Origin of the sequence: Alkalimarinus alittae (assembly GCF_026016465.1) — a bacterium.
GTDB classification, from domain to species: domain Bacteria; phylum Pseudomonadota; class Gammaproteobacteria; order Pseudomonadales; family Oleiphilaceae; genus Alkalimarinus; species Alkalimarinus alittae.
In genome coordinates this window covers 3,638,300-3,649,797 of the sequence record NZ_CP100390.1, presented here as the reverse complement: position 1 = coordinate 3,649,797, position 11,498 = coordinate 3,638,300, and the positions used below count along the sequence as shown (strand labels likewise).

Annotated in this window: 10 protein-coding genes; 7 read left to right on the top strand and 3 right to left on the bottom strand. The window is 45.3% G+C overall.

Annotation, left to right across the window (positions count from 1 at the left end):
• The first annotated feature begins 30 nt into the window (after positions 1-30).
• On the top strand, positions 31-1,098 hold the full coding sequence (hemE, locus tag NKI27_RS16475) for a uroporphyrinogen decarboxylase (protein WP_265047119.1): 1,068 nt from the start codon (positions 31-33) through the stop codon (positions 1,096-1,098).
• 95 nt (positions 1,099-1,193) lie between these two features.
• Here hemE and NKI27_RS16470 read toward each other — a convergent pair whose 3' ends face one another.
• Positions 1,194-2,471, bottom strand: coding sequence for a bifunctional O-acetylhomoserine aminocarboxypropyltransferase/cysteine synthase (locus NKI27_RS16470; protein WP_265047118.1), 1,278 nt, complete (start codon positions 2,469-2,471; stop codon positions 1,194-1,196).
• 214 nt (positions 2,472-2,685) lie between these two features.
• Between NKI27_RS16470 and radA the strand changes: the two genes are divergently transcribed.
• Positions 2,686-4,050 carry a DNA repair protein RadA gene (radA, locus tag NKI27_RS16465; protein WP_265047117.1) on the top strand — a complete coding sequence of 455 codons (1,365 nt, stop codon included), beginning with the start codon at positions 2,686-2,688 and terminating at the stop codon, positions 4,048-4,050.
• A 7-nt stretch (positions 4,051-4,057) separates the two neighbouring features.
• Here radA and NKI27_RS16460 read toward each other — a convergent pair whose 3' ends face one another.
• Positions 4,058-4,450 carry a PilZ domain-containing protein gene (locus tag NKI27_RS16460; RefSeq protein ID WP_265047116.1) on the bottom strand — a complete coding sequence of 131 codons (393 nt, stop codon included), beginning with the start codon at positions 4,448-4,450 and terminating at the stop codon, positions 4,058-4,060.
• Between the two features lie 135 nt (positions 4,451-4,585).
• The gene (gene ettA, locus NKI27_RS16455) at positions 4,586-6,247 is read right to left on the bottom strand and encodes an energy-dependent translational throttle protein EttA (protein ID WP_265047115.1); all 1,662 of its coding nucleotides are present in this window, start codon (positions 6,245-6,247) and stop codon (positions 4,586-4,588) included.
• A 187-nt stretch (positions 6,248-6,434) separates the two neighbouring features.
• On the opposite strand from ettA, the gene glyA reads away from it, so the two are divergent.
• The 5 genes from glyA to ribBA all read left to right on the top strand — a co-directional run bounded on the left by glyA (position 6,435) and on the right by ribBA (position 11,421).
• On the top strand, positions 6,435-7,691 hold the full coding sequence (glyA, locus tag NKI27_RS16450; RefSeq protein WP_265047114.1) for a serine hydroxymethyltransferase: 1,257 nt from the start codon (positions 6,435-6,437) through the stop codon (positions 7,689-7,691).
• 140 nt (positions 7,692-7,831) lie between these two features.
• A complete protein-coding gene (nrdR, locus tag NKI27_RS16445) occupies positions 7,832-8,296 on the top strand; it encodes a transcriptional regulator NrdR (protein ID WP_265047113.1) in 465 nt (154 codons plus the stop codon).
• A 25-nt stretch (positions 8,297-8,321) separates the two neighbouring features.
• A complete protein-coding gene (ribD, locus tag NKI27_RS16440; RefSeq protein ID WP_265047112.1) occupies positions 8,322-9,437 on the top strand; it encodes a bifunctional diaminohydroxyphosphoribosylaminopyrimidine deaminase/5-amino-6-(5-phosphoribosylamino)uracil reductase RibD in 1,116 nt (371 codons plus the stop codon).
• A gap of 17 nt (positions 9,438-9,454) precedes the next feature.
• Positions 9,455-10,126 (top strand): riboflavin synthase, encoded by a 672-nt coding sequence (locus NKI27_RS16435; RefSeq protein ID WP_265047111.1) that lies wholly within the window; start codon positions 9,455-9,457, stop codon positions 10,124-10,126.
• Positions 10,127-10,308: 182 nt separating this feature from the next.
• On the top strand, positions 10,309-11,421 hold the full coding sequence (ribBA, locus tag NKI27_RS16430) for a bifunctional 3,4-dihydroxy-2-butanone-4-phosphate synthase/GTP cyclohydrolase II (protein ID WP_265047110.1): 1,113 nt from the start codon (positions 10,309-10,311) through the stop codon (positions 11,419-11,421).
• Positions 11,422-11,498: the final 77 nt, after the last annotated feature.

Here is an 11,498-nt window from a genome sequence, read left to right as displayed (position 1 = left end):
CCTTCGAGAACGTAAAAAGAGAGACATTACATGGGTGAGTTAAAAAATGACCGTTTTCTCCGCGCACTATTGAAAGAGCCGGTAGATACCACTCCGGTGTGGATGATGCGCCAAGCGGGTAGATACCTGCCTGAATATAGAGAACTTCGTAGTAAGGCGGGTGATTTTTTAAGTTTGTGTAAAAACGCAGAATTTGCCTGTGAAGTAACCATTCAACCATTGGAGCGTTTTCCCCTTGATGCTGCCATTCTGTTCTCGGATATATTAACGATCCCAGATGCGATGGGATTAGGTTTGTACTTTGAAACAGGTGAAGGCCCTCGTTTTAAGAAAATAGTGCGAACAGAAGCTGATGTAGATGCTTTACCCGTGGTGAAAACGACGTCTGATCTAGATTACGTTTTAAATGCAGTCACTACCATCCGGCGTGAGCTAAATGGTCGCGTTCCACTTATCGGCTTTTCAGGTAGCCCGTGGACGCTTGCAACCTATATGGTTGAAGGCGGATCATCTAAAGACTTTAGACACGTTAAAGCGATGATGTACGACAAACCTGAAGTGATGCATCAGCTTCTTGAAAAACTAACACTTTCAGTCATTGATTACTTGAATGAGCAGATTAAAGCCGGTGCTCAGGCAGTCCAGATATTTGATACTTGGGGTGGCAACTTAAGCCATGCAGCGTACCAAACATTCTCGTTGCAATATATGAAGAAGATTATAGATGGTCTGATTCGAGAGCATGATGGGCGTAAAGTGCCCGTTATCATGTTTACCAAGGGCGGTGGTCAGTGGTTGCCTCAAATGGCAGATGCAGGTGCTGATGCGCTAGGGCTTGATTGGACGACAGATATTGGTGTTGCTCGAGGATTGGTTGGCGATAAAGTAGCGCTACAAGGAAACATGGATCCAAGTGTTCTTTATGCGTCTCCTGCAACGATTCGAAAAGAAGTTGAAAGCATTTTAAGCGCTTATGGTAATGGTAGCGGACATGTTTTCAATCTTGGGCATGGCATACATCAGTTTGTTGACCCTGAGCATGCTAAAGCATTTGTTGAAGCCGTTCATGAACTGAGCCCTAAGTACCATCAGTCTTAGAGCACGCTCTTAACCTGCTAAGAACCTAAAAAGGCGGCCAATTTAATGGGCCGCCTTTTTTATAGGATCGTGTTCCACCTGTGTGTCGGTTGAGGTTACGTCTGAGAAGCCTCAAGAGACTGAACAATATCCTCTAAGATATCGTCAATATTCTCGATACCAATGGAGAGTCGTACCATATCTTCAGAAACACCTGCACTTGCAAGCTCTTCAGGGCTAAGTTGTCTGTGGGTGGTTGATGCAGGGTGGCATGCAAGAGACTTGGCATCACCTATATTTACGAGGCGAACAATAAGTTGTAATGCATCAATAAACTTCGAACCTGCTTCGATGCCTCCTTTTATACCAAATGAGAGAATACCAGAAGGGGTTCCCTTCATATATTTCTGTGCAAGAGCATGAAATGGGCTGTTTTCTAGGCCGCCATAATTAACCCAAGCGACTTCAGGTCTATTCTCTAAAAACTCCGCTACTTTTTGAGTATTTTCGCAATGTCTTTCCATACGCAAAGCCAGTGTTTCTAAGCCTTGCATAATCATTAATGCATTATAGGGGGATAGTGCGGCGCCCATGTTTCTGAGAGGAACTACTCGACAGCGACCAATGTACGCAGCAGGGCCAAACGCATCTGTGTAGACTACGCCATGGTATGACGGATCAGGTTCGTTCAGGACTGCAAAGCGTTCTTTATGATCAGCCCATGGAAACTTGCCTGAGTCAATAATGATGCCGCCAATAGTTGTTCCGTGGCCACCAATGTATTTGGTTAAAGCATGAATAACGATATCAGCGCCGAACTCAATAGGGCGGCATAGGCAAGGCGTTGCGACGGTATTATCAACGATTAGCGGGACGCCATGCTGATGTGCAACATCTGCGAGTGCTTGTATGTCGACAATATTACCGGCAGGGTTACCAATGGATTCACAAAATATAGCTTTAGTTTTATCGTCAATTAGTTCGGCAAATGACGCGGGGTTGTTTCCGTCCGCAAAGCGTACTTCAATACCTTGTTTGGGAAATGTGTGTGCAAACAGGTTGTATGAGCCGCCGTATAGTTGGCTAACGCTGATGATATTCTCGCCAGCTTCACAAATGGTTTGAATTGAAGCGGTAATGGCCGCCATGCCTGAAGCCATGGCCAAGGCTGCAACGCCTCCTTCCATTTGAGCCATGCGCTGTTCAAGTACGTCATTGGTAGGGTTCATGATGCGGCTATAAATGTTGCCAGGTACTTTCAAGTCAAATAGGTCTGCGCCGTGTTGAGTACTGTCGAACGCAAAAGAAGTTGTTTGATAGAGTGGAACTGCTACCGCTTTAGTCGTTGGGTCGGGCTTGTAGCCAGCATGAATCGCTATGGTTTCCAATTTCATGACTTATCTATCTCCTGAGTCATTGTTGTTAGGTTTGATTATTAGTATTTTTTGACCGTAATAATCGGTTGTCGCCTATCTGTTCGATCGTTTTGCCGTTATTATTATTTTATATTGTCTGAATGGGCTAAAGAGTAGCAGATATTAACCTGAATAATCGACCCATTCTGGTGCAAGGTTAATTTTAATTCTGCTTTAAAGATATGGGATAAAAATGGCGAAGGCAAAAACAGCTTATGTCTGCACTGACTGTGGCTCAGAGTACGGTAAGTGGCAAGGTCAGTGTTCAGATTGTGGTCAATGGAATACGATTAGTGAATTTAAAGTTGGCAAACCATCTTCACCGAGAAACGCTCGCTTTGAAGGTTATGCCGGTAAGCTTTCCGAGGTGCAATCGCTTGATAATATAAACCTTGAAGAGCAGTCTCGATTTACATCGGGGATTGGCGAGTTCGACCGAGTTTTAGGCGGTGGGTTAGTACCGGGTTCAGCCATACTCATTGGGGGCTCTCCAGGGGCGGGTAAGAGTACCTTGTTGCTGCAAACTATGTGTTATCTCGCGGGTAGTATGCCTGCCTTGTATATCACGGGAGAGGAATCATTGCAGCAAGTCGCTATGCGAGCTACGCGACTGGGCATTAAGACCAATAATTTACAGATGCTATCTGAAACCAATGTTGAATCCATTATTTCAGCCGCTCAAAAAATGCAACCCAAGGTCTTGGTGGTGGATAGTATTCAGGTCGTACATATGGAGGGGATAGAGTCTGCACCGGGCAGTGTTTCGCAGGTGCGTGAAAGTGCTGCGATGTTAACGCGTTATGCTAAGCAGACTGGTACAGTCTTATTTTTGGTGGGGCATGTCACAAAAGAAGGTTCGATCGCTGGCCCTAAGGTACTCGAGCATATGATTGATTGCTCTATCATGCTTGATGGCTCAGATGATAGTCGCTTTCGTACTCTGCGTGGAATCAAGAATCGATTTGGTGCAGTTAACGAATTAGGTGTATTTGCGATGCTAGAAAATGGCCTGAGAGAAGTCACTAACCCTAGTGCTATATTTCTCAATCGATCAGAAGAGCAGATGCCAGGTAGTTGTGTGACGGTTATTTGGGAAGGTACGCGTCCACTACTTATAGAGCTGCAGGCACTGGTTGATGAAAGCCAAATGAACTACCCAAAGCGGGTGGCTATCGGGCTTGATCAAAATCGCTTGGCGATGTTGTTGGCTGTTTTACATCGGCATGGCGGTCTGCACTGTGGTGATCAGGATGTCTTTGTTAATGTCGTGGGGGGCGTCAGGGTGACGGAGACCAGTGCTGACCTTGCGGCCTTGTTGGCGGTGGTGTCGAGTTTTAGAAGTATTTGTTTACCACAAGATATGGTGATTATTGGAGAGGTTGGGCTATCGGGTGAAATACGCCCAGTACCCAGTGGTCAGGAGCGAGTTCATGAAGCGGCGAAACACGGCTTTAAAAGAGCTATTGTGCCCAAGGCTAACGCGCCTAAGAAACCGATTGACGGAATGGAGGTTATAGCCGTTCAAAAGTTATCTGAAGCGCTTAACATTATCGGCTAACTCGCTTTTAAGTTATTTCTTGTTGATGGTGAGTGAGAGCACTTAGTTCTCTATTTAACAGCTCAGAATCACCAAGGTTAAGTTCTACCAGTCGTTTGAGGTGGGTGATACTATCAATGTCTATATACTCGCACTTAAACCCAAGGTGGCTTGACTCTTTATGGACCAATTTTATCGACATCACAATCGACTCGCCAGCGTCTGACAATGCAATAACGGCTTCGAAGGGGTTATCAAGGTTTGCTTGAGGTAAGTCTGGACAGTTTACCAGCATGCCACTTAAGGAAATATCAAGTAACTCGGCAGACCATTCTGACTCCCCTTGATGAAGCGTACAGTTTGCATCAAACAATATACGGCTAAAATGGCGTTTGTCGTCATTGGCGTGTTTGCTATCCATGGATCCCTCTAGTCAGTCTTTAAATGGTTAGCCTAACGATATCACTCTTAACTATAGCTGTATTTGACTGGAAGGCTAGTGAATGACTTTTAAGGCTGAGCGAGTCGTTTCAACCCGCTCAGCTAGCTTAGGGCTTTATGCTAGTTTTTTATATTTTAAGCGTTGAGGTGTTTTTGCTGATTCGCCTTTTCGCTTCTTCAGGTCTTCATCATAGTCAGAGAAATTACCTTCATGCCAGACCACTTCACTATCACCTTCAAAAGCCAGAATATGAGTAGCGATACGGTCTAGGAACCATCTATCGTGCGAGATAACAATAGCACAACCCGGAAATGCCAAGATGGCTTCCTCTAGTGCGCGCAATGTCTCAACATCGAGGTCGTTAGTCGGTTCATCAAGCAATAAAAGGTTAGCGCCTTGCTTAAGCAGTTTGGCTAGGTGTAGGCGGTTTCGTTCGCCTCCTGATAAGTCGCCAACGCGCTTCTGTTGGTCGTTACCTCTAAAATTGAATCGACTGACATAAGCTCTGGATTGAGTTTGGTAATTCCCGATTTGTAAGATGTCTTGCCCATCGCTGAGTTCTTCCCATACGGTGTTGTCGCTATCAAGATTTCGAGTTTGATCGACATAGGCTACCTCGACGGTCTCACCAATCCTGATGTCACCGCTATCTGGCTTTTCAAGCCCTGCTACCATTTTGAAGAGTGTTGATTTACCGGCTCCGTTACCCCCAATAACGCCCACAATGCTGCCAGGTGGCACTTTAAAGGTTAGGTCTTTAAAGAGGAGTTTATCACCAAAGCTTTTTTCAACCTCGTTGGCTTCTATGACTAAGTCGCCTAGGCGAGGTCCTGGTGGAATATATATTTCCATTGTCTCGTTACGCTTTTGGAACTCTTGAGAGTTAAGATCTTCAAAGCGTTGTAGTCGGGCTTTGCTTTTAGAGTGACGACCTTTAGTGCCACTGCGCACCCATTCTAATTCGGCTTTAATGGCTTTTTGGTGAGCGGCTTCTTGTTTGCCTTGCTGCTCAAGACGTTGGTCTTTTGCTTCTAGCCATTGGGAGTAATTTCCCTCATAAGGAATGCCGTAACCGCGGTCCAATTCGAGAATCCAGCCGGCGACATTGTCAAGGAAGTAACGGTCGTGAGTGATAGCAACTACGGTCCCTGCGTAGTCGTGTAAAAAACGTTCTAACCATGCAACACTTTCAGCATCAAGGTGGTTAGTCGGTTCGTCAAGCAGAAGCATGTCAGGTTTTGAAAGCAATAGCTTACAGAGTGCGACACGGCGTTTTTCACCTCCAGAGAGCTTGCTAACGTCTGCATCCCAAGGTGGAAGTCTTAACGCGTCGGCGGCTACTTCTAGTGTGCGTTCAAGGTTGTGGCCGTCCGATGTTTGAATAATCGCTTCCAGTTTTGCTTGTTCAGTGGCTAGCGCGTCGAAATCAGCGTCTGGCTCGGCATAGGCCGCATAAACCTCTTCTATTCTGACCAGTGCATCTTTGATTTCTTTAACACCGTCTTCAATGTTGCCTCTAACATCTTTTGTCTCGTCAAGCTGTGGTTCCTGAGGCAAATAACCTACATTGATGCCGGGTTGTGGGCGTGCTTCGCCATGAAAGTCAGTATCAACACCGGCCATAATGCGTAAAAGTGTTGATTTACCTGCGCCATTGAGCCCCAGTACGCCAATTTTTGCGCCAGGGAAAAATGAAAGTGAGATATCTTTAAGAATTTCTCGTTTAGGGGGGACAATTTTTCCCACTCGGTTCATCGTATATACGTATTGGGCCATTATTTTGAAACCTGTAAGTGAATAAGCCAAGGAATAGACGCAAAAACTAGCCGATAATTGAATGAATGGCAATAAATCGATGCTGTGTAGTGATGTATGGCGAAGATTAGTTTAAAATATCGCCTTTTTATTGGGTCTCGTTATAAAGCGAAGGTCCATCCATTGAGAATTAGGGTAGAGGTTGCAGATGTTTACTCGAGATATGACTATTGCTGGATTTGACGATGAAGTTTTTGCTGCCATGGAAGCAGAAGCTAAGCGTCAGGAAGAACATATTGAACTGATAGCGTCAGAGAACTATACCAGTCCTCGAGTCATGGAAGCACAAGGTTCTGTATTAACTAACAAATATGCAGAAGGCTACCCTGGCAAGCGTTATTATGGTGGCTGTGAGCACGTAGATATTATTGAGCAATTAGCGATCGATAGAGCTAAAGAACTGTTTGGCGCCGATTACGCTAATGTTCAGCCTCACTCTGGTTCGCAAGCTAATGCGGCTGTTTACATGGCACTTTGTGAGCCCGGCGATACTATTTTGGGTATGAGCTTAGCGCATGGCGGACACTTAACGCACGGCGCTTCAGTTAGTTTTTCTGGTCGTATCTATAACGCTGTTCAATATGGCTTGAAAGAGGGTACGGGCGAAATCGATTATGATCAGGTGGCTGAATTAGCACGTGAACATAAGCCAAAAATGATTGTTGCAGGTTTCTCTGCTTATTCGCGTGTTGTTGACTGGCAGCGTTTCCGTGAAATCGCTGATGAAGTCGGTGCGTATTTATTTGTTGATATGGCACACGTTGCAGGTTTAATTGCTGCAGGCGTCTACCCTAGCCCTGTTAATATTGCAGATGTTACAACCACGACGACCCATAAAACATTAGGCGGTCCTCGAGGTGGTTTGATCTTAGCAAGAGCGGACGAAGCACTTGAGAAGAAACTGAACTTTGCTGTGTTTCCTGAAAGTCAGGGGGGGCCTTTGATGCATGTTATTGCAGCTAAGGCTGTTTGCTTCAAAGAAGCCATGACTGAAGAGTTTAAAGTATACCAACAGCAAGTAGCCGATAACGCCAAAGCCATGGTTGAAGTGTTCATGGAGCGTGGTATAGATATCGTATCTAAAGGTACTGACGACCATTTGTTCTTGGTTGACTTGATCAGCAAGGATATTACCGGTAAAGATGCAGATGCAGCCTTAGGTCGTGCCAATATCACCGTCAACAAAAATGCGGTTCCTAATGATCCTCGATCGCCATTTGTTACCAGTGGTCTTCGTATAGGAACACCTGCTGTTACTCGTCGTGGTTTCAAAGAAGCCGAAGTACGTGCTCTGGCGGGGTGGATTTGCGATATTCTTGACGACATCAATAACGAAGACGTGATTGCCAGCACTAAAGCGAAAGTAATTGAGCTTTGTGCAAAGCACCCCGTTTATAAAGGCTAAGTGTGTACTAATCTAGTATGTACTAATCTGGTTCGTACTAACCTAGTTTATAAACGTAAGCGATAGGTGGGCATTGCTCACCTTTTGTATTAGTTCTCTAAGCGCTTCATCGAAGCTAACCCTCATCACAGGAAGACACCATGCATTGCCCATTTTGTAGTGCAGAAGATACCAAGGTTATCGATTCCCGTTTGGTTGCAGGTGGTGGGCAGGTAAGGCGCCGCCGTGAATGCCTATCATGTCGAGAGCGTTTTACAACCTACGAGTCTGCTGAGCTAGTTATGCCTAGAGTCGTTAAGCATGATGGAACTAGACAGCCTTTTGACGAAGACAAGTTGCGTGCAGGTTTTATCAAAGCGCTTGAAAAACGCCCTGTAAGCACTGAAGAAATAGAGCAAGCAATAAACCGCATTAAGCATCACTTGCGTGCAACCGGTGAGCGAGAGCTGAAGTCAATGGTTGTTGGCGAAGAAGTGATGACAGAATTAAGAAAACTAGATGAGGTTGCGTACGTTCGTTTCGCATCTGTCTATCGTAGTTTTCAAGACCTTAACGAATTCAAAGAAGAGATTGATCGTTTATCCAATCAGGACCAAAACGCCTGATTCTTTTGTGTGGATGTGATTAATAATGACTGACCAAGACCGAATTTATATGGCTGAGGCGATTCAGCTCGCCAATAAGGGGTTATATACGACAGATCCTAACCCGAGAGTAGGGTGTGTCATTGTCAAAGACGGTTGCATTGTTGGTAGAGGCTGGCACCAGAAAGCGGGACAAGCCCATGCAGAGGTAAATGCACTGCTCGAAGCGGGTGCGAAGGCAGAAGGCGCAACTGCTTATGTTACCTTAGAGCCCTGCAGTCATTTTGGTCGAACACCACCGTGTAGTAATGCATTAATTGAAGCCAATGTCAGTAGGGTTGTTGCTGCTATGCAAGACCCAAATCCGTTGGTTGCAGGCAGTGGATTTCAGAAACTACGAGATGCCGGCATCGTTGTTGAGTACGGTTTACTTCAAGCTGAAGCTGAAGCACTTAACCCCGGCTTTGTTAAGCGTATGAAAACAGGCCTTCCGTTGGTTCGGGTAAAACTGGGCATGAGTGTCGATGGTAGAACCGCCATGGCTTCAGGTGAAAGTCAGTGGATTACGGGTGCGCCTGCAAGACAAGATGTACAGCGGTTGAGGGCTAGAAGTTCGGCCATTATTACCGGCTCAGGTACAGTCAATCTCGATGACCCATCGCTAACGGTGAGGGCAAACGAGCTAGGCTTAGAAAACGCTGAAGCAATAGCGGAGCGACAGCCTTTAAGGGTGGTTGTTGATTCTGAAGGTGACATTACATCGGAATCAAAATTAGTAGAGTTGAGCGGTAAAATTGTTGTCGCTATGGCAGGCAATAAAGGGATCGAGCACGACTTAAAAAATTCAGACCAAATATCGTTTAAGTCATTTGCTGCTGATAACGGACGTGTTGATTTAAAGCTATTATTGAGCTGGTTGGCCGCTCAAGGCTGTAATGAAGTATTGATTGAGGCGGGTGCTACATTGGCTGGAGCTTTTGTGTATCAGCAACTGGTCGATGAACTTTGGCTCTATATGGCCCCTACATTGATGGGCAGTCGAGCTAGACCGTTGCTCAATCTTCCGATTGATAAGATGTCTCAACAAATACCGATGAAGCTCTTAGAGAGCCGAGTCGTAGGAGACGATATTCGTTTCATCTATCAATTAGAGACGGAATAACTTAAAAGGTAGCGTTGATGTTCACCGGTATTATTGAAGCAATAGGACGAATTGGCGTTATACGGTCTCAAGGTGGTGACAGTAGACTTTTTATCGAGACAGATACACTGGACCTTTCAGATGTTAAACTGGGCGACAGTATTGCGGTAAATGGTGTTTGCTTGACGGTCACAACACTCGAAAATAATGGTTTTTGGGCTGATGTTTCCAATGAAACCATGACGCACACTCGAATGAGTGGATATAGCGTGGGTACGCGCGTTAATTTAGAAAAAGCACTGACATTATCGACCCGATTAGGTGGGCACATGGTGAGTGGCCACGTTGACGGTGTAGGAGAGGTGGTTGACCGCTATGATGATGGACGATCTATTCGTTTTATTATCAATGCACCTGAAGACCTTGCAAAATATATTGCAGAAAAGGGCTCAATTACCGTCGATGGTGTCAGTTTGACAGTGAACTCTGTGTCCGGGGCTCAATTTGTACTCAATATTGTGCCGCATACGGCAGCAGAAACGGTCATTAATGAATATCGACAGGGTTGTAATGTTCACCTTGAAGTGGACTTGGTCGCCAGATATCTAGAACGGCTATTGACCTTTGGTGACGGAAGCACGTCGCCTTCAAGTGATAGTGGTTCAAAAATCAATATGGATTTTTTGGCGAATAATGGATTTTTAAAGTAAGAGTGTGGGTTTCTGACGCGTTGTTAGCTATTTAAAACCCAAGGGCTATAAGCCCTTAGATCGTTTGGCTAATGAATTATGCAGGCAAAAATCCAATAAACGATTAGACTTCATTGATAATGCTAAGGCTTATCACGAATGTCTGAAGTCTTAAAATGTTAAATTCTTGAAAGGGTGGCTCAATGGAGCTCAATAGCATAGAAGAGATTATTGAAGATATTCGTCAGGGTAAAATGGTTATTCTGATGGATGATGAAGATCGTGAGAACGAAGGTGATCTTATTATTGCTGCGGAGCAAGTGCGGCCTGAAGATATTAACTTCATGGCAAAGCATGCGCGCGGGCTTATTTGTCTTACTCTGACCGATGAGCGTTGTAAGTATTTAGGGTTGCCGCTGATGGTTCATTCAAACCAGGCGCAATTCCAAACCAACTTTACGGTATCAATAGAAGCAGCCGAAGGTGTTACAACGGGAATATCTGCAGCTGATAGAGCTTATACTGTTCGTGCTGCTGTTAGTCGAACGGCTAAGCCAGAAGATATCGTGCAGCCAGGACATATCTTTCCGCTAATGGCGCAGCCAGGTGGCGTACTTAGCCGAGCAGGGCATACTGAGGCGGGTTGCGACCTCGCTAGAATGGCCGGTTATGAACCTGCTGCCGCAATTGTTGAGATTATGAACGAAGATGGCACGATGGCCAGACGGCCAGATTTGGAAGCCTTTGCTCAAGAGCATAACTTGAAAATAGGTACCATCGCAGACCTTATTCATTATCGTGCCTTAAATGAAAAGACCGTTGAGAAAGTAGACGAGTATCAGATTGATACTGAGTATGGCGAATTCAAGCTGGTCACTTATAAAGACACGATTCAGGGTGAAACGCACCTTGCTATGGTGAAAGGCAATATTGATCAAGAAACGCCGGTTACTGTTCGGGTTCACATGGCTGACACTTTAAGAGATTTACTGGGTGCTAGACAGAAAGGTTCTTCTAGTTGGCCACTACATCGAGCACTTGAAAGGGTTGCTGCTGAAGGTGTAGGGGTTGTGGTTTTATTAAGCACCAACTCAGATGCGGATTTGGAAGCGCGTGTGACAGAGTTTTTTACCCCTAAGAAGACACGAGGCGCAGCGCAAGCAGGCTCTGGTGTTTATCAGACGGTGGGTACTGGCTCGCAGATTTTGAACGATCTGGGTGTGCGTAAAATGCAGCTACTTAGTGCGCCTATGAAGTTCTCTGCAATATCAGGCTTTGATCTTGAGGTTGTTGAATACATCCCTTATCAGCCATAGCGTTTAATTTACCCGTGTAAAAATATTCTTTGCATGGGTGATGAAATATTATTGAATTTGAATGTCAGTGGTTCGCC

Bases quoted from the DNA above. Each gene is read 5' to 3' on its own strand.
- NKI27_RS16470 (WP_265047118.1), bottom strand. From the start codon at position 2,471: ATGAAATTGGAAACCATAGCGATTCATGCTGGCTACAAGCCCGACCCA.
- NKI27_RS16460 (WP_265047116.1), bottom strand. From the start codon at position 4,450: ATGGATAGCAAACACGCCAATGACGACAAACGCCATTTTAGCCGTATA.
- glyA (WP_265047114.1), top strand. From the start codon at position 6,435: ATGTTTACTCGAGATATGACTATTGCTGGATTTGACGATGAAGTTTTT.
- ettA (WP_265047115.1), bottom strand. From the start codon at position 6,247: ATGGCCCAATACGTATATACGATGAACCGAGTGGGAAAAATTGTCCCC.
- radA (WP_265047117.1), top strand. From the start codon at position 2,686: ATGGCGAAGGCAAAAACAGCTTATGTCTGCACTGACTGTGGCTCAGAG.
- ribD (WP_265047112.1), top strand. From the start codon at position 8,322: ATGACTGACCAAGACCGAATTTATATGGCTGAGGCGATTCAGCTCGCC.
- hemE (WP_265047119.1), top strand. From the start codon at position 31: ATGGGTGAGTTAAAAAATGACCGTTTTCTCCGCGCACTATTGAAAGAG.
- ribBA (WP_265047110.1), top strand. From the start codon at position 10,309: ATGGAGCTCAATAGCATAGAAGAGATTATTGAAGATATTCGTCAGGGT.
- nrdR (WP_265047113.1), top strand. From the start codon at position 7,832: ATGCATTGCCCATTTTGTAGTGCAGAAGATACCAAGGTTATCGATTCC.
- NKI27_RS16435 (WP_265047111.1), top strand. From the start codon at position 9,455: ATGTTCACCGGTATTATTGAAGCAATAGGACGAATTGGCGTTATACGG.